This is a genomic window from Bacillus sp. FJAT-27445, assembly GCF_001510665.1.
In the GTDB taxonomy this organism is placed as follows: domain Bacteria; phylum Bacillota; class Bacilli; order Bacillales; family Cytobacillaceae; genus Bacillus_D.
In genome coordinates, this window is the sequence record NZ_LMTI01000005.1 from 174,314 (window position 1) to 191,884 (window position 17,571).

A 17,571-nucleotide genomic window follows, 5' to 3' on the forward strand; every position below is an offset into this window, starting at 1 on the left:
GTTGGCGATGAAATTTGAAGAATTGCACATCTATGGATATGGAAAGCTTGAAAACAGGATTATTTCAGGCCTTGGGGACTTTCAGGTGTTTTACGGGGAAAATGAGGCGGGAAAGTCCACAATCATGGCTTTTATCCACGGCATCCTTTTTGGATTTCCAACGAAGCAGCAGCAGGAGCTTCGCTATGAACCCAAGGGGGGAGGCCGGTACGGCGGGAAACTTTCTTTGCGCCATCCTGAATTTGGCCTTGCGGTCATAGAAAGGGTTAAAGGGAAGGCGGCAGGGGATGTCACCGTCCTTCTGGAGGATGGTACCTCCGGCGGGGAAGAACTTTTAAAGCTCTTGCTGGGTAATTTTGAAAAGAGTATGTTTCAGGCCGTTTTTTCTTTCAACCTCCATGGGCTACAAAATGTCCATCAAATGAAAAATGAGGATATCGGCCGGTTTTTATTTTCCGCGGGAACGCTTGGGACAGACAGGCTGGCCAGGACGGAAATCGAATTGCAGAGGGAACTCGAATTACGGTTCAAGCCTTCCGGCAAAAAACCGGCTCTTAACGCTAAGCTGGCAAGCCTTCGCGCGCTTGAAACGGAGCTTGGCAAAGCGGCAGAGAAAAATGCCCGGTACGGTGAGCTTATCAAGGAACGGGATACAGTCTTGGAAGAAATCCGGTCGACTGGGGAAGAGATTCCTGTTCTTGTTCGGAAAGCTGAAAAGCTGAAGGAATGGGAACGGATCGAGGGAATTGCCCGTGAGGAGGCCGCGCTGGCCTATGAGCTTAGCCGGGCCGAGGAAGGAAGATTTCCGGCACGAGGAATCGAAAGGCTCGAAGCAAGTAAACAAATGCTGACTCCCTACTCGCTGCAAATTGAAGGCATTAAAGAGCGAAAGGAACTGCTCCAAAAAGAAGTTGATTCCATAGTCCTCCATAATGGCCTGCTGGAAAATGAGGCAGAAGCGGGTGCGGTTTCCGAGCTGATCCCTGCCTATGAGCAGTCAAGAAAGGAATGCGCCCAGCTCGATGAAAGGCTTTCCCAGCTTGAGGAACGCATCGAAATGGCAAAAGGAAAACTGCACCTTGCAATTGATGAGGGGGAAATTGCTTCAATCAATACGGATATCTATGTGAAGCAGCAGGCGGAAAAGGCGGATGAACGCCGAAAAAGGGCAGCAGCGTTAAAGATTCAGCTTGAGGCTGATTTTCAAGAAGAAAAGGCTGGGCTTGAACAAGTTGAAAAGGAATTGAAGAATGCAAGGGCGCAGATTTTGCCCCAGGATAAAAGAAGCCATTATGAAAAGCTTGCCGCGGCAGGAAACGAGAATGCTATCCGCGGGGAACTAGAGGCATGCAAGGAAAGGATTGTGCTTCTCGAAGAGGCTGCGAAAAGGGAAGAAGCCTATAAGAAAAGGTCCCGGATGTCAGGAATGGGAATAACAATCGGAGTGCTTGTCCTCGCTCTCTATGGATTCATGGCTAATGACTGGCTGCTGCTTGGAGTAGGAATCATTTTTGCCTGCATTGCAGCTTTCGCATTTAGAAAAGGGATTTTTTCCATCAAGTCCGGCAAGCCGTCAGCGGAAATTGATCGGCAGAAGGCGAAGGCAAAACAGCTTGAAGAGGAGCTTCTTTCAACAAGGTCGGGGCATGCGGAAGCAGCGGCATTGCAGCTCGAGCAGGATGACGTGAAGAGGCTAAAGGTGAACAGCCTGATGGCGCGCCTTGAGCAGCAGACTGCCCAATATGAAAAAGTCCTAGCGCGGTTTGACCATTTGGAAAAAGAAGAAGCATTGCTCCGGGAACAGGTGGACCTGCTTTGCAGGGAACTGAAAATCAGCAGTTCGATTGGAAAGCATATGCCGGCCGAGGCATTTAAGATTGTTGAAGAATGTAAAACCGCCATCCTTGAAAAGAAACGGGTTGAAGGGAAAATACTGTTATTGAAGGAGGGGGAATCAGAAATAGAAGCGAGGGCTGAAAGGCTTGGACGGCATTTTCCGGAAATAGGGGGAAAAGATATCCACCTTGTTGCGCATACCGCCAAGATGTCCCTTGAAGAGGAGAAAAAGAAGGCCATTCTGCTTAAGGAAAAGGCTCTGAAGCTCGAGGAAATGGAAGTTGATTTGGCAAAGCTTGAAAAAGAGCATTCAATACATCAACAGGCCATACAGGACCTGTTTGCACAAGCGGGGGTGGATAACGAAGAAGACTACCACGCCGCCGCCAAACTGGCAATGAAGCTGGAAGAGAAGCAGGCAAGGCTGAACGAATTGCGCACTGAACTTTCATTTTCAATTCTTGGAAAAGATGAGGTTGAGGAGCTACTGCCTATTCGGAATGCCTCCGGGCTGATACAGGAGCTAAATGAAAAAATTGAGTATGCGAAACAGGAAATCAACAGGCTTCAGCAGAGGCTGGCCGAGGTACGCTATGAGGTTCAGGCGATAGAAGAAGGCGGTACCTATTCAGAACTGCTCCATTCTTTCAGGCTGGCAAAATCGGAATTTGAAGAGGAAGCGAAGGAATGGGCCGTTTATAAGGTAGCTGGCGAACTTTTGCAAAGGACTACCGGCCGGTTCAGGGAATACCATTTGCCAAGGCTGCTGAAACAGGCGGGAGTATATCTTGGCTCCCTTACCGGCGGGAGATATCGCAGACTATTCCTGGCGCCTGCCGGGACCGGCTTTTTAATAGAGCGGGCGGACAATACACGATTCGAGGCCAACGAGCTTAGCCAGGCGACAACCGAGCAAGTGTATGTATCACTGCGGCTTGCGCTTGCCGAGACGATTTATGAGAAATTTTCATTCCCCTTAATAATAGATGATAGTTTTGTTAATTTTGACGGGGAGCGGACCGCGAGAATGATAGAGCTTCTGAAAGGCCTTGATGGCCGGCAGGTACTGTTTTTCACCTGCCATTCCCATCTTCTTAGGCACTTCGGTGAAGGGCAAGTCCATCATCTTGATAAAAGCCATGCAAATATTCAGGGATAAAGGGCCTTTGGCTATATGTTATAGTGGTGATAACGGGAAGGAGCGACTGTGAAAATGGGAAAAAAAATACTAGAACACGAGACAGGGGAACAGGTAGAACAATTTTTGCTGATAAAAAGCTCGGTAAAAGGGATAGCCAGCAATGGGAAACCGTTCCTGACCCTGATCCTTCAGGACAAAAGCGGAGAGATTGAAGCAAAGCTTTGGGATGCCGGGGAGGATGAAGAGAGGAATTACAGCGCGCAAAGCATCGTGAGAGTTGCCGGGGAAATTCAGAATTATAGAGGGAAGAATCAGCTGAAGATTCGGCAAATCCGCCCGGCAGGTCCGCATGATGCGGTCAAGCTGGATGATTTTCTGGAAACAGCTCCGTTAAGCCGGGAAGAAATGGCCGGAAAGCTGACTCAGTACATTTTTGAAATGAAGAACCCGAACATCCAGCGGATTACCCGCCACTTGCTTAAAAAGCATCAGAATGCATTCATGGAATTCCCAGCGGCGACAAAGAACCACCACGAGTTCGTTTCGGGACTCGCCTACCATGTCGTCAGCATGCTGGATCTCGCCAAGGTGATTTCGAACCTGTATCCAAGCCTTGACCGGGATTTGCTGTATGCGGGCATTATACTCCATGATATGGGAAAGGTGCTCGAACTTTCAGGGGCAATTTCGGCTGCGTATACAGTCGAGGGGAATTTACTGGGCCATATTACCATTATGGTCAATGAAATCGGGAAGGCGGCGGATGAGCTTGGTATTGCAGGGGAGGAAGTGCTGATCCTGCAGCATATGGTTCTATCCCATCACGGCAAAGCGGAGTGGGGCAGCCCTAAACCGCCGTTGATCAAGGAAGCAGAAATTCTCCATTATATTGACAACCTGGATGCGAAAATGAATATGCTTGACGGTGCGCTTGAACGCGTAAAGCCCGGTGAGTTTTCGGAACGGGTGTATGCACTTGATAACCGCTCGTTCTATAAGCCTGTTTTTCACAAATAAAAGCCTGGAAACGGGCTTTTTTTGTTTAGCCGTTTGGAAAACTAGCCGGGATGCGTGGCGAAGTAATCGCTATAATCCGGGTGTGATGTCAAGAAAACCCGGATGAGCGACAAAGATTTACCCAAAGCGGAAAAGGTGTCGCTTAAATCCAAAATTAATAGGAGCGGTGCACCATTTTAAAAGATTACATTATCCTACCTACCTAAATCCAACAACCACGGTTGATAGGCAGTCGGGTTATTTTTGCTGCGTTTTTTCTTCCCTTGTGGGAATATTCCACCTCAGCCTGAAATATGAATACAGTAGCGGACAACCATAACAGGGAAAGGAGCAGCGTACATGACTATACCTCTCTGGATTTATGCAATACTTGCCGGCATCGCTGTAAGCGCCGGAATGGCAGTTAAAACCGGCAAAGAAGAACGCAAGATTGAACACGAAACAATCGAAAGAGAAGGCGAAATCTATATGAAGCGCTTGGAACTAGAAAAAGAGCGAAGGGGACTTACAGGATAGAAAAGTACAGTCGAGGCAAGAGCGTACTTCGGAAAATATAAAACCAAAATAAAAACCTGCGCAGTGATTTCTGCACAGGTTTTTTAAAATGGGTCTTGTCGGCAATCCGCTTGAGGATTATTGTTGCTCGCTTGTTTCGAAGGTGTTTTTCAAGTCTTTATCCTTGACTTTTACATTGGCATCCTTCAATTCACGCTGCATGGCTTCATTAATCATTTCCGGAGTAACTTTCGCGGATTTGACTTCATATTCGATATCTTTTTTCATGTCTTCGTATGATTTCTTTTCCTTAATGTCGGTTACCTGGATGATGTGGTAGCCAAATTCGGATTTAACCGGTTCGCTGGTTTCACCCTTTTTCAGCTTAGCAGCCGCAACATCGAATTCTTCCACCATTTTGCCGGTGCCAGGCCTGAACCAGCCAAGGTCGCCGCCTTGAGCAGCTGAACCGGTGTCAGTTGAGTATTCCTTTGCCAAATCTTCAAATTTTCCGCCTTTATCAAGCTTTTCTTTCACAGTCTTAGCGGTTGCTTCGTCCTTTACCAGGATGTGGCGCGCCTTGATTTCAGGCTTATAGTTATCGTAATAATCTTTCATTTCCTTCTCAGTCACTTTTACGTCCTTGAGGGCCGCTTTTTCCTGGAGAAGGCCGATCCTGAATGTTTCTTTCAGGTCTTCTTCGCTATTATAGCCGTATTGCGCAATTGCTGCTTCGAAATTCGAGCCAAGCTCCTTTTTTAACTCGTCAATCTTTTTGTTTACTTCTTCATCTGTAACTTTATATTTGTCTGAGAGTACTTTTTCATAAACAAGCTGCTGGAGCGCCGGCTTGCCAGCCTTGTCCTTCATTAGATTATACATATCATCTTTTGTAATATTGCCGGCTTTCGTTTCGGCAACAGTTTCTCCGCTGTTTCCATTAGCTGCATTATTGCAAGCAGCAAGGGTCATAACCCCGCCAGTGAGAGCAAGGGCAAGCATCCATTTTTTCATGATGTATCTCTCCTAAAAAGTAAATTTCTAGCAGGTTTTTAACCCACATCCAATACTATAACATAAATGGCCATGAGTGCCAAAATGTATAGGGTGATAGTAAGTGCATTCCTGTAAATTTATTGAGGGGAAGGGAGTTATGGAAATAAAGAATGAACTAAGGACTAAAGCCCATCTCGAAAGTGGGGGATAGGCATAGTATAAGGTAGCTTTCCTTGAAGGAGGTGCTGTAAATGAGTGGAGGTTTCGGTTTCGGTGGAGGCTTTGCATTAATCGTCGTGCTTTTCATCTTATTAGTTATTGTAGGGGCTGCCTGGCTGTAAACAAGAGGGACATGGAGGCCGGATAGCCCCATGTTCCATTTGTTTTTCTAGCCATCAGGATTATTGTGGAAAAATGGAATTGTTCAGGAGAACCTCATGTAAACAGAACTTCTACATAAGAAGAAATCAACAGAATTGTCACCAATATATTGATCGTTCTAAAAACCCTTTGCTGGTTTTCTTCAGGAATTTCCTTTTGGATACAAAGGGAGGTTGTCAATCTATTAATGGTATATAGAATGAAAAATGCAAAAATCATGTAAAAAAAGTTCATCAGGACTCCCCCCTTGCTTTTATCATGCTAATTTACAATACCAAATAATAATTAAAAAGGAAAGTTAGAAATTCCAGCTGGCTCCTGCTGTCATCTGCTATTTAATTGTTTACCCCAAACGGAAAAAGGTGAATAATAGAAGGGGAGATGGAAGAGAAGAGAGGGCATGAAATGGATTCAAAAGAATTGGTTGAAAGGATTCGGACATTGGAGTATCACATGAGGCTGATGGCTGATGCGCTTGAAAGCACCGACTATCAATTTACAAAAATGATCGTCGCAAACAATCTCACTCAAAGGGAGACGGATGAGATCTATACCTTGTGTGAGAAAATGAACAAACTTATGGAAGAACAAAAAGCGGAAGGTTTTTTAAATTTTCATCCGCTTTTTCAGGAGTTTTCAGTATCTCTATCACCGAAGCTAAATCCCGGTGAGATTGTTCAAGCATGTTTAAGCCAAAAGATGTTTATTTCGCTTATGAAAGAATTTAATAAGTTCGTGTAATCAGACGACTTCCTTGGAATTCCGGATTTTTCGAAGCTTGCCATCTTCTTCGACGAATTCACATTCGAGGTTGTGGAACGACTTTTCAAAAATCTCCATGAAATCATCCCCGTAAATATTGCGGACAATGGCCATCATTTCGATGATGTCCGGGAATTTGCCGTAAAGTTCCCTAAGCGGCATCGCTCCGGAAAAGACGGAATTGCTGCCAGGATCATAAGACTCCATCAATTCGAGCAAAATGGATTCCCCGGCCTCAGTCAATTGGATATATGTATTCCGCTTATCATTTTCCTTTTTTGAAAATTGGAGCAACCCTCTTTCCTCAAGTTTCTTTGAGAAATTGAACGCTGTGGAAACATGCATGACCCCGAATTTTGCTACATCAGAAATCGATGCCCCGTTTAGATGGTACGCAATCCATAAAATATGGTGTTCATTAATATTGAGGTCGTAGGGCTTAATCCATTGCTGCCAGTCTTTCTCAACTGATTTCCACAGAGCCTTGCTTAGTTGGGCAATCCGTTGGCTAAAGAGCATTGCTTCTTTCATGCTATATTGTTTTTCAGCCATCTCTTTTCTCACCTCTTAAATAATGTGGTTGACAAGGCTCCCGGATGAAACCATGGGCGACTGTCTTTAAAGCCATTAAGTCAAATCTAGGGAAGGGATGATGCGCATTGTCAGAATTGTATTCTTATTTTATATATTAACATTATGCCAATAAAATAAAAATTAATAAAGATATAAATTTACTAAATTTTTAGAAATTGATAAATTTTTCCGGAAAAAAGCTATTTTTTTCTAAAAAACCTTCCTCTGCATAAGGCAGAAGAAGGCCTTTTTGGCTGTCTAGGAATTTTTAAAACAGAAAATTGAGGATAACTCGAAATAAGTTATTGTAATCCAGCTCCACCAGAATAAGCTTCGGAAGTATAAGCCTCGCACGAAGAAAAAGCGTTAGCTTTTTCGAGGAGCGCCTAGCCCCTCGAGGTCTTAAGCCGGTTCCCTCCGGAGGGCAGGCCAGTCCTCGGAAATCCTCAATTATGCTACCGCATAATTTCGTGCGATGTAAGTTCGCTGAAGCCTTCCTTTGTGCTCGCATTTCCTTCGTGCGTGGGCGAATTCAGGGATGCCATTCAGTGTCCTGCGGGCCCCGTCTTAATCTGGTCGGGGCTGACCACTAAGGAAAGCTCCTTAGATTAATCATCGCAGGGACAGGCGTTCTTTGCCTGTCGCGAAGGTGCTTGCACATTTTGTTCCTAATTGGCGCTTTTATCAGGTGCCTGGATCGCCAATTCAGTTTCCAACTGGCTGATGGCGGCTTCAATTTCACCTAATTCTTTTTGTATTTCAATTTGCTGGGGAAGAGTTTCAGCCTTCCATTTCCCAATTGCTGTATTCACTTCCTGAATGAAATGTGAAACGTGGACACGGCCTTCCTTGGTTGCATGGGCCGAGGCTTCCTTCACATCCGTTATGCTTTTCTTCAAATCCTTCAATTGGCTGATAAATAAATCCTTATTCGTTTTAATTGCTTCTCTTGTCTCCCTGCCCGGCTGCGGGGCGGTAAAGAGTGTCGCCAACCCAGCGGCTGCGCTTCCCAATAGGAATCCATACAGGAATTTCTTTGCTCCCATCTTTTACAACACCTCTCTAAATAAAATTGCTTTTCTATATTTTACCCAATTTAAGAATAGCTTGACAAATTCAGCCATAATCTTTAATAGCACAAAATTTGAATGATAAACCTCCGGGCTGCCTGTAAGCGCTTGGATGGCAACTCTGCTAGGCAAAAAGCCAAAGGAGGATTAAGAATGAAGGCTGCGGCATTTCTTTTCTTTTTAGCTGGCGCATTGTTGGCGGTGGCAGCCATTTATAATCTGGCGTTGTTCAACAGGCCCGGAGTGTATCCCCCGAAACAGCTACTAAAGGACAGGGCAATCGCCTTAGTGGCAGGAATGGTTCTATTTCTTCTTTTTGGTTTGCTGATTATTTTTTTGGCATAATGGAGGGAATTGGAAATGGGTGAAAGTGGTAAAAAAAAACAAAAGTTTTTAGAGAGGTAACTTTCGGCAGCAATAAAAAAGAACCCGGCTTATTGCACGGGCTCTTTGAATAATCTTATTTCTGTTCCTGGAAGGCTGGCTTTGCTGGTGCAAAACCGGTTCTTTTTATAATCGATTGAACAATTGGATAAACAATTACCATGATAACAGTGTTGAGCACCATTGTAGGGATGACAATACCGACAAACAGAGCGCCAAAAGTCATTGATCCTGGAAGGCCCGCAAGAAATTGGGCGGAGCCAAGGAATACGGATCCGGAAATAATGGTTCCGACTGCGGTCAAAGCACCTAAGACGGCCAATTTTTGGCTAAACTTCTTAAGAGCAAGGAACATCAGGTAAAAGACGAATGCCGTTACAAATTTGTCTATGATGTTAGGGAATAATCCGCCAGGGAACGTGGTTGTTAAACCAGACAATACGCCAGTCACAATTCCGACCAGGAGGACATTCTTCTTGTCCGGGAAAAGCATAATTCCGAGGAACATCATTGTCAGCATCATGTCAGGCTTCATACCGTTTCCGATTCCCGGGATGACGGCGTGCAGGACTGCACCAATCCCAATCAATAGGGATAGTACCACAAGATTTTTCGTATTCATTTCTCATCTCTCCTCTGCTTAACTAAGCTAATTTGGTTTTGGTTCCTCCTGCAGTGCACTCGTTGCCTGCAGCGAAAAACTTGTTGTCATTATAGCACAGGTTAACCGGACATATAAAGTGTCAATTTTCAAAAAATCAGGAAATGCCTAATTAATTGCTGATATGGGAACCGATTGCTTTAGCCATTGCCCCTAAATCTTCACCGGTATAGCTGCTCTCGTTCGTTTTCCATACAGCCCCAAATCCATCACCCTGCCCGTATCTTGGAATCAGGTGGAGGTGGAAGTGGAAAACGGACTGGCCTGCTTTTTCTCCGTTGTTATTTAAAGTGTTCAGGCCGATTGGGGAAAATTCTTGCTTTAGCGCCTTGGCGATTGTTGGAACGGCTTTGTAAAGATTCGCGGCAATCTCTGGAGTGAGTTCATATATGTTCTCTTTATGTATCTTTGGAATGACAAGGGTATGACCCTTAGTCACCTGGCTGAGATCAAGAAAGGCAAAAACATGTTCATCTTCGTAAACCTTTGCCGATGGGATATCACCTTTGATAATTTTGCAAAAAATGCAGTTTTCCATCCTTACCACACCCTTCAATGTTTGCCCTATTTTAGCATAAAATCGCATGCGGAAAAACCACTAAGGCTGCCCGCAGTGGAATGAACAGAATCATTTAGTGATAAGCTGATTTATCAAAAAAGGGCAGGATCCGCTTGGAATCCCGCCCTGATGAAGGGGAAATCTTCTTGTTTTTCGTCCAATCAGGAAGTTTCTTTGACAAACACCTCATTTGGCAATGAAATGTACAGGCTTAAACGGATTCGTCCAAGATAACCATCTCCAAACTCTTATAAGTTGGCTTCAACATATAAGGCTGTTTGATGTTCTTTGGCAAACACCTCATTTTTTTAAAATGCCGCCTGCGAGTCAGGCAGTCCGGTGCCGGCTAGACAAAAGGCCTGTGCAAGACAACCATCCCCTCGGTATGAACGTTGTGGAAGCAGCTAATTTTGAATCGAAACTGTCTTTGACAGACACCCCTCTTCAATCTGGCTGTAAGCTTGTTCCCCTTCATAATTAGAATGGCCTCAAAGCCGGTGGATTATAAATGGAATCGCCTTCCAAAAGTCCAGGTGTGTTCCCAAATTTCGCAAGGAGGGGAATTTTTGCTAAAATAGAAGGTATTAAGCGAGGAAGGGCGTTTACTATGTCTTTATTATCAATTGACGGACTTACAGGCGGCTATACAAAAAATCCTGTATTGAAGGATGTCACCTTCGAAGTCGGTGCAGGGGAGCTCGTTGGGCTGATTGGCCTGAACGGAGCTGGGAAAAGTACGACCATTAAGCATATCATCGGCCTGATGGAGCCGCAAAAAGGTGAAATCAGGATAAACGGCAAGTCTTTTAAGGAAAATAAAGAAGCGTACCGGAAGCAATTTACCTTCATCCCCGAGACACCAATCCTTTATGAGGAATTGACCCTTGAGGAACATCTTGAATTGACCGCAATGGCGTATGGGCTTGACCGGGCTCAGTTTAAGGAACGGATGCCGCTCCTTTTGAAGGAGTTCAGGATGGAGAAAAGGTTCAAATGGTTTCCGGCCCATTTTTCGAAGGGGATGAAGCAAAAGGCAATGATCCTTTGCGCATTCCTTGTCCAGCCGTCCCTCTATATCGTGGACGAGCCGTTTGTGGGCCTTGATCCATTGGGCATTCAGTCGCTTTTGGATTTGATGAACAAAATGAAACAGAATGGAGCCGGTATCCTGATGTCGACGCATATCCTGGCAACCGCTGAACGGTATTGCGATAAGTTTGTCATTCTCCATGAAGGAAGGATTCGGGCAAAAGGGACGCTTGAAGAGCTGAGGCATGAATTTTCCATGCCGGGTGCGACCCTTGATGACATCTATATCCAGCTGACAAAGGAAGAAAGCCATGTTTGAAGGGAATAAGCTGTGGAGGGAACGGGCCGGCAAAACGATGAAGGAACTAGGCCGGTACCTGAAATATATCTTTAACGGCCACCTGGTCATTGTGCTTTTTTTCCTAATGGGGACAGCAGCGTATTATTACCAGGGCTGGCTGAAAACAGTCGATTCAAGTTTTCCTACGGAAATCATCATGGGAATTGTTTTGGGTGCGGCACTCACGTTCAGCCCTGTCTATAATTTCCTGAAAGAACCCGATAAAGTATTCCTTCTGCCGGTTGAAGACAGGCTTCAGGGCTATTTTCTCCGTTCAGCTGTTGCCAGCGGGGGATTGCAGGGGTATTTTCTTTTGATGCTCCTTGCGCTGTTCATGCCTTTGCTTGCCAGGACGACAGAAGCTGGATTCGGGAATTTTTTGCCGATTCTGCTGATCCTGCTGGCTTTGAAGGCCTGGAACATCGCCGTGGAGTGGAAGGTTGCGTTTTTGGGCGATTTTTCAAAAACTTCTGGTGATAAAATCATCCGGTTTATTGTTAATGCCGCTTTCAGCTATTTTCTTTTTAGCTGGAATGGCCTTCTGATTCTAGTTCCGTTTGTCGGAATACTGTTTGCTTATCTGGGCTATTGCCTTTCAGCCGCAAGAGGGAAAGGTTTGAAATGGGAAGCTCTCATCGCGGGGGAAGAACGGCGGATGATGGCATTCTATAGGCTGGCAAACATGTTCACGGATGTCCCACATTTGAAGGAAAATGTGAAAAGGCGTCGCTGGCTCGATTTTCTGGTCGCGAAAATCCAGTTTGGCGGAAGCCATGCCTCCCTTTACTTGCTTTCTAGGACATTTTTGCGTTCTGGTGATTACCTTGGCCTTTCCGTGAGGCTCGCTGCCATTGGAGCAGTTGGCATCGTGCTCATTTCGTATTGGCCTGGGCAGCTGTTTTTCGCCTTGCTATTCCTTTATTTGACCGGGTTTCAGCTTATGCCGCTTGCTTCGCATCATGGAAACACTTTATGGGAAAATATCTACCCTATTCCTGATGGCGCCAAAAAAGCGGCGTTCCAGCACTTGCTGGGATTGGTGATGGCCGTCCAGGCAGTTGTTTTTGCCTCCGCTATCGCGTTCAGGGGGGAATTAGGCCCAGCGCTTGGAGCGCTTGCTGCAGGTGCCCTGTTCACGTTCGTTTTTGTCCGGTATTACAGCATACGGAAACTGAAAAATTGATCCCTTTCCAGACGGAAGGGATTTTTTTGAAATAAATTATTGAAACTGATGTGAGTTTAGTTTCGTAAAACAGCTGCGTGAAGAAAAAACGACAATTGACTTCCGTGAGAAAAGAGGTTGTCCCAGATGATGAACGAGTATGAAGTAAAGGTATATGAGGAAGTTGTTGACTGGAAGCGGAAGTTATCGGCCCGATCGGGTATGTTCAACCGGTTTTCAAAAAAGGCGCAAACGAAAATCAACGGGCTTATTCCAGAGAAAGTGCATCAAACTTTGACGGAAGCAATTAAGGGAATGGTCAAGGCGACACTGGCTGGATCGAATATAACAACGAAAAAACCGGTTGAACCAAGGCCAACCCTCCAGACAATGGATGAGGAAGCTAGGAAAAAAACAAATATGTTCCAAAAGACCGCGATGATTGAAGGGGCCGGAACGGGAGCTGGAGGTATTTTTCTTGGGCTGGCCGATTTTCCCTTGCTGCTGACAATAAAAATGAAATTTTTGTTTGAAATTGCATCTGTTTACGGTTTTAATACAGAGGAATATGAAGAAAGGCTTTTCATCCTCCATGTGTTCCAATTGGCATTTTCAAGTGATGCAACGAGGTTTGAAACGCTGGATGTCATTGAGAACTGGGAAGAGAGGAAAAGGACGCTCGCCGACATGGACTGGCGCGAGTTCCAACAGGAGTACCGGGATTATATCGACCTTGCAAAAATGCTCCAGCTTGTACCTGGAATAGGCGCTGTTGTCGGGGCATATGCCAACAACAAGCTTCTTGGACATTTGGGGGAAACCGCGATGAATGCGTATCGGCTAAGGGTGCTGGAAGGGGGCTATACCCCGAGGGTTGATTATTAGGGGGGATTGGCTTTTTGGAAAAGAAAAAAATACGGCTTTTATTCATGGCTTTATCAGTTGTGGTACTGCTGCTCATTCTGCCTGGAGTGATGCAGGGGAGGGAACTGCTGATAGATCAAGTTGTTAAGAGGCTGCTTGGCGCTGTTCCGGATTCGCTTGACCCCGTCTTTGTTGCCATCACCCATCTTGGCGATAAAAAAGGCGTTGGGATAACAGCGCTGATCATGCTGGTTTGGCTTTTGTTCAAGCGCAGGGATTATCTCGCGATGGGTATTTTCGCGCTTGCGGTTGCATTCGGCAATGAGCTGAACAAGTTTTTGAAGGTTTTGATTGGAAGGGAAAGGCCTTCGCTTGAGCAACTGGTTCATGTTAAGAGCCTTAGTTTTCCGAGCGGCCATGCGATGGTCAGTTCAATCCTTTACTTAATGATTGCGTACTTTTTGCTAAAGGAATACGACAATCCTGTCGCGCGGAGGGTAATAGTTTTTCTTTCGGCAGCGGTGGTTCTTTTGATTGGAGCCAGCCGAATTATATTGAACGTCCATTATCCATCAGATATTATCGGCGGCTATGCTTTCGGTTTCCTTTGGTCGGTACTATTCATGATATTTTATGAAAAACTGCGGGAGGCCTACCCTTTTTTAAAGACGGAAAAAGAAAGAAAGTAAAAAACAGCCGGTGCGGCTGTTTTTTATATTTGCAGATGGTTTCTCTTAAGTGATGAAGACAGTTTTGGTTGGCAGGAGGGTCTGAAAGTGTCTTCATAACCCCGATAAAGACAGTTTTGAATGGCGGACGTGTATAAAAATGTCTTCATTCAAATTTATATGAGAAACATCGCTGCGATGGTTGTAACGACAAGACCGATAAGAACGGGTAAAAGGTTCCTTCTCGCCAGCTCGAACGGGTCCACATTACAGATCGCAGCTGCAGGGATGAGCGCCCAAGGAACGAGGGTGCCCCCGCCTACCCAAATGCCGGCAATTTGCCCCAGTGCCGTTAAAGTGGCAGCGCCTTTACCAATCGAAACCGCAAACAGCGCGGCGACCGACCCCGCCAGGGAAATGCCTGAAAAGCCGGAACCATCGAGGCCGGTAATTGCGCCGACGGTCGTCAAAGTAATGGCGGCGACTTCCTTGCTAAGCGGAACAAGTCCAGCTAACGCGATACCTAAATCATTGACAATTCCCTGTGACGATTTGGGAAGATAATCACCAATAATTTTTCCAAACCCAGCATCGCCCAGATAGAAGAAAGCCGCGATGGGGATGACGGGGCCGAATACTTTAAAGCCAAACTGGAAGCCGTCAATCAGGTAAGCAGTTGTCTTTTCAAGCCCTCTATTCTTATGGGCGGTGAGTGTGATGGCAAGAAGAATAAAAATCGAGGTACCGCCAATCAGCGCTGTGGCGTCCCCGCCCTGAAGGTTTAAGAGGAACATCGCTGCTACATCCAGAAGGAAGAGAAGTGGGACAAGAATCGCGAAGATTGTTTTTTGCCGGATTGATAATAAGGGAGCTCCGGCTTTTGATAGCTGTTCCGTTCCACCGGGCACAACTCCTGTTGAGGATGTTAGTTTTCCATTTTTTAAATCCCTTTTTAAAAAGTAGAATGCAACTACCGTTGTAACAGTTCCCATTATGAAAACAAGCGGAATGCTCGCGCTTAGCACTTCATTGACAGAAAGGCCAGCAGCATCGGCGGTCAGCTTCGGCGCGGCCTGGATAACGAAATCTCCGGAAAGGGCGATTCCATGCCCAAACAGGTTCATCGCCATCGCGACGCCAAGTGCCGGAAGACCGGCCCTGAGGGCGACGGGCAAAAGGACGGCCCCGAGAAGCGCGACTGCCGGTGAAGGCCAGAAAAACCACGAAATGACCATCATCAGAATACCGATTGTCCAGTAGGCAAGTGTAGAGTTCCGGATCAACTTTGAAAATGGCGAGATCATAACATCGTTAATCCCTGTCGTCGTCAGCGTTTTACTCATCGCGACAATAATTGAGATGACCAGGATTGTGGATAGGAGCTCGGTAATGGCGTAAATGAAGCTGTTGAAAATACTGCTGACCGATCCGCTTAATGAACCAGTCGCAGTAATGGCAATCAGGAAGATTCCAATGATACATATAAGCGATGTATCCCTCCTCATAACCATAAAACCGATGATAAGGCCAATAAAAACAACATAAATCCAGTGTAGAGCCGTCAGCTCCGCAACCATTGAACAATCCTCCCCTCATTCATCGGAAAAATGGGCCAATCCAAATGCCCATGCCCGATGTAATACAGAATATGAAAAAGGGAGGAAGGGGTGAAAGGAAAAAATGGTGTTGGTGGTGAAAATGAAAAAACCGAACAGTGCCTGGCACCGCCCGAAAATTGTCGAAAACAATAGGACGAGGCAGCCGCCCCGTCCTTTCCTAATCAGATATAGTATACTTGGTGATGTAAGGCTGGCCGGAGAAGATGTTTGGCCCTCCTTCAGGTTTATTCTGGCCGTGTGACTTTCCGAAGGCGGCTGAATCTTTCCAACGCTGAAAGGCAAGTTCATCGTCCCAGGCGGTTAAAATGACATACGTGTTTGACTTGATCGGCCTCAGGACACGGATTGCCTGAAAACCGGGTGTATTTTCAATTTTTCCGGCGCGGTTTTTGAACCGGTATTCGAAAACGGGCCTGCCTTCATCGGTGACCGGGATGTTGTTCATCACGACCAAGCCCGGGTTTCCCAGTGTGCCGACCGATTCGAGCACCTCATACTTCCTCGGTGATGCAAAGACTGTCTTTCCTCCGGTTTCATGGATAAGCAAAGCGCCGTCCTCTCCCGACATCAGCACCATTTTCTCTCCCGAATGCTTTCCGGAAAGCTTTTCCAAAAAATCATACGTTCCAGCGGTCATATACAAATTCATTCAATCAACTCCAACTGTTTTTTATATCCCCCGCAAATGAATCCCATTTCATTTTTCCTTTTATTACAGACCTGCAAACACAAAAACGACTTTTTTTTGACAGTTGCCCGTTGTGCCTATACACCCTTTAGATTAACAGATATAGTGAAAACAGTATAAAATTGTGTAAGGTTTCTATTTTTACTGTGAGTATATTAGAATGGTAAATGAGAAGTTGTGAAAGGTGGAAACTAAGATGAAGCAAATCAACGAAACAATCTTAAAGGCAGCAAGGGGTGAAAGAACAGGCCATGTCCCAGTGTGGTATATGCGCCAGGCGGGACGTTCCCAGCCAGAATACAGGGCTATCAAGGAAAAGTATTCCCTGTTTGAAATTACCCACCAGCCTGAATTGTGTGCGTACGTTACCCGCCTTCCGGTTGAACAATACAATGTCGATGCGGCAATTTTATATAAAGATATTATGACTCCTCTTCCAGCGCTTGGAGTAGACGTGGACATCCAGGCGGGAATCGGGCCGGTCATTTCCAATCCGATCAAATCAGTAGCGGATGTTGAAAAGCTTGGTGAACTCAACCCGGAGGAAGATGTTCCATACGTATTGGAAACAATTAAAATCCTGACAGAAGAGCAGCTTTCGGTTCCGCTCATCGGGTTTTCCGGCGCGCCGTTCACACTGGCAAGTTACATGATTGAAGGCGGCCCATCAAAGAACTACAACAAAACAAAAGCATTCATGTATGCCGAGCCTAAAGCATGGTTCGCCCTGATGGACAAACTGGCCGATACAACGATTACATATGTAAAGGCGCAGGTTAAGGCGGGGGCGAAAGCAATCCAGATTTTTGACTCATGGGTAGGAGCCTTGAATGTTGCGGACTACCGCTATTATATTAAACCGGTCATGGAACGAATTTTTACTGAACTAAGGAAAGAAAATGTACCATTAATCATGTTCGGTGTCGGTGCAAGCCATCTTGCCGTCGAATGGAATGACCTTCCGCTTGATGTCGTCGGGCTGGACTGGAGGCTTCCAATCAGCGAAGCAAGGGCAATGGGGGTTAACAAGCCTGTACAGGGCAACCTCGATCCGGCTCTCCTTCTTGCACCGTGGGAGTTCATAGAGGAACGGGCAAAGGCTATCCTCGATCAGGGAATGGAGCAGCCTGGCTATATTTTTAATCTTGGCCATGGTGTTTTCCCATCCGTAAATCCTGAAGTTCTGAAGAGGCTGACAGCGTTCGTCCATGAGTATTCCGCTTCCAAACTAAGCCGTTAAACTATTATTTACTATGTTTGGAGTATAAATGGTGGTATACAGTCCATTTATTTGGCAAAATAAAGTGGGGCTTCCTTTATTGGCGG

The 17,571-nt window shown here is 45.8% G+C and carries 19 protein-coding genes; 11 read left to right on the top strand and 8 right to left on the bottom strand.

Translation table 11 applies throughout. The features are described 5' to 3' along the window. Positions 1-7 precede the first annotated feature (7 nt). From AR337_RS15475 to AR337_RS15485, 3 genes are all read left to right on the top strand, one after another. Positions 8-2,995: an AAA family ATPase gene (locus AR337_RS15475; protein WP_059172919.1), complete on the top strand. Its 2,988-nt coding sequence runs from the start codon at positions 8-10 to the stop codon at positions 2,993-2,995. A gap of 54 nt (positions 2,996-3,049) precedes the next feature. Beyond that, complete coding sequence (yhaM, locus tag AR337_RS15480; RefSeq protein ID WP_059172920.1) at positions 3,050-3,994, top strand: 3'-5' exoribonuclease YhaM; 945 nt, start codon at positions 3,050-3,052, stop codon at positions 3,992-3,994. A 339-nt stretch (positions 3,995-4,333) separates the two neighbouring features. Beyond that, the gene (locus AR337_RS15485) at positions 4,334-4,510 is read left to right on the top strand and encodes a sporulation YhaL family protein (protein ID WP_059172921.1); all 177 of its coding nucleotides are present in this window, start codon (positions 4,334-4,336) and stop codon (positions 4,508-4,510) included. Between the two features lie 117 nt (positions 4,511-4,627). Here AR337_RS15485 and AR337_RS15490 read toward each other — a convergent pair whose 3' ends face one another. Next, positions 4,628-5,503, bottom strand: a complete 876-nt coding sequence (locus AR337_RS15490) for a peptidylprolyl isomerase (RefSeq protein WP_059172922.1) — start codon at positions 5,501-5,503, stop codon at positions 4,628-4,630. Positions 5,504-5,736: 233 nt separating this feature from the next. On the opposite strand from AR337_RS15490, the gene AR337_RS22795 reads away from it, so the two are divergent. Next, entirely contained in the window at positions 5,737-5,826 is a 90-nt protein-coding gene (locus AR337_RS22795; protein WP_082687011.1) for a YjcZ family sporulation protein, read from the top strand. Between the two features lie 94 nt (positions 5,827-5,920). On the opposite strand, the gene AR337_RS15495 is transcribed toward AR337_RS22795, so the two are convergent. Continuing rightward, entirely contained in the window at positions 5,921-6,100 is a 180-nt protein-coding gene (locus AR337_RS15495; RefSeq protein ID WP_059172923.1) for a hypothetical protein, read from the bottom strand. Positions 6,101-6,271: 171 nt separating this feature from the next. On the opposite strand from AR337_RS15495, the gene AR337_RS15500 reads away from it, so the two are divergent. Further along, positions 6,272-6,607: a DUF1878 family protein gene (locus tag AR337_RS15500; RefSeq protein WP_059173288.1), complete on the top strand. Its 336-nt coding sequence runs from the start codon at positions 6,272-6,274 to the stop codon at positions 6,605-6,607. On the opposite strand, the gene AR337_RS15505 is transcribed toward AR337_RS15500, so the two are convergent. Next, the gene (locus AR337_RS15505) at positions 6,608-7,180 is read right to left on the bottom strand and encodes an HTH-type transcriptional regulator Hpr (RefSeq protein ID WP_059172924.1); all 573 of its coding nucleotides are present in this window, start codon (positions 7,178-7,180) and stop codon (positions 6,608-6,610) included. A gap of 689 nt (positions 7,181-7,869) precedes the next feature. Continuing rightward, the gene (locus AR337_RS15510) at positions 7,870-8,247 is read right to left on the bottom strand and encodes a YtxH domain-containing protein (protein ID WP_059172925.1); all 378 of its coding nucleotides are present in this window, start codon (positions 8,245-8,247) and stop codon (positions 7,870-7,872) included. 177 nt (positions 8,248-8,424) lie between these two features. Here AR337_RS15510 and AR337_RS15515 point away from each other — a divergent pair, with 177 nt between their 5' ends. Continuing rightward, positions 8,425-8,616: a hypothetical protein gene (locus tag AR337_RS15515; RefSeq protein WP_059172926.1), complete on the top strand. Its 192-nt coding sequence runs from the start codon at positions 8,425-8,427 to the stop codon at positions 8,614-8,616. Positions 8,617-8,731: 115 nt separating this feature from the next. On the opposite strand, the gene AR337_RS15520 is transcribed toward AR337_RS15515, so the two are convergent. Beyond that, the gene (locus tag AR337_RS15520) at positions 8,732-9,277 is read right to left on the bottom strand and encodes a tryptophan transporter (protein WP_059172927.1); all 546 of its coding nucleotides are present in this window, start codon (positions 9,275-9,277) and stop codon (positions 8,732-8,734) included. Between the two features lie 151 nt (positions 9,278-9,428). Continuing rightward, positions 9,429-9,854: an HIT family protein gene (locus tag AR337_RS15525; protein WP_059172928.1), complete on the bottom strand. Its 426-nt coding sequence runs from the start codon at positions 9,852-9,854 to the stop codon at positions 9,429-9,431. A gap of 628 nt (positions 9,855-10,482) precedes the next feature. On the opposite strand from AR337_RS15525, the gene AR337_RS15535 reads away from it, so the two are divergent. The 4 genes from AR337_RS15535 to AR337_RS15550 all read left to right on the top strand — a co-directional run bounded on the left by AR337_RS15535 (position 10,483) and on the right by AR337_RS15550 (position 13,959). Then, the gene (locus AR337_RS15535; RefSeq protein ID WP_059173289.1) at positions 10,483-11,223 is read left to right on the top strand and encodes an ABC transporter ATP-binding protein; all 741 of its coding nucleotides are present in this window, start codon (positions 10,483-10,485) and stop codon (positions 11,221-11,223) included. After that, a complete protein-coding gene (locus tag AR337_RS15540; RefSeq protein ID WP_059172930.1) occupies positions 11,216-12,427 on the top strand; it encodes an ABC transporter permease in 1,212 nt (403 codons plus the stop codon). The genes AR337_RS15535 and AR337_RS15540 overlap by 8 nt, the downstream gene beginning before the upstream one ends. Positions 12,428-12,556: 129 nt before the next feature. Then, entirely contained in the window at positions 12,557-13,291 is a 735-nt protein-coding gene (locus AR337_RS15545; RefSeq protein WP_059173290.1) for an EcsC family protein, read from the top strand. 14 nt (positions 13,292-13,305) lie between these two features. Then, a complete protein-coding gene (locus AR337_RS15550; RefSeq protein WP_059172931.1) occupies positions 13,306-13,959 on the top strand; it encodes a phosphatase PAP2 family protein in 654 nt (217 codons plus the stop codon). Between the two features lie 155 nt (positions 13,960-14,114). Here the strand turns inward: AR337_RS15550 and AR337_RS15555 are convergent, their stop codons facing one another. Both AR337_RS15555 and AR337_RS15560 read right to left on the bottom strand, forming a co-directional pair. Further along, on the bottom strand, positions 14,115-15,515 hold the full coding sequence (locus AR337_RS15555; protein ID WP_059172932.1) for a hypothetical protein: 1,401 nt from the start codon (positions 15,513-15,515) through the stop codon (positions 14,115-14,117). Between the two features lie 199 nt (positions 15,516-15,714). Then, complete coding sequence (locus AR337_RS15560) at positions 15,715-16,206, bottom strand: antibiotic biosynthesis monooxygenase (RefSeq protein ID WP_059172933.1); 492 nt, start codon at positions 16,204-16,206, stop codon at positions 15,715-15,717. A gap of 235 nt (positions 16,207-16,441) precedes the next feature. Here AR337_RS15560 and hemE point away from each other — a divergent pair, with 235 nt between their 5' ends. Further along, entirely contained in the window at positions 16,442-17,485 is a 1,044-nt protein-coding gene (gene hemE, locus AR337_RS15565) for a uroporphyrinogen decarboxylase (protein ID WP_059172934.1), read from the top strand. The last annotated feature ends 86 nt before the right edge of the window (positions 17,486-17,571 follow it).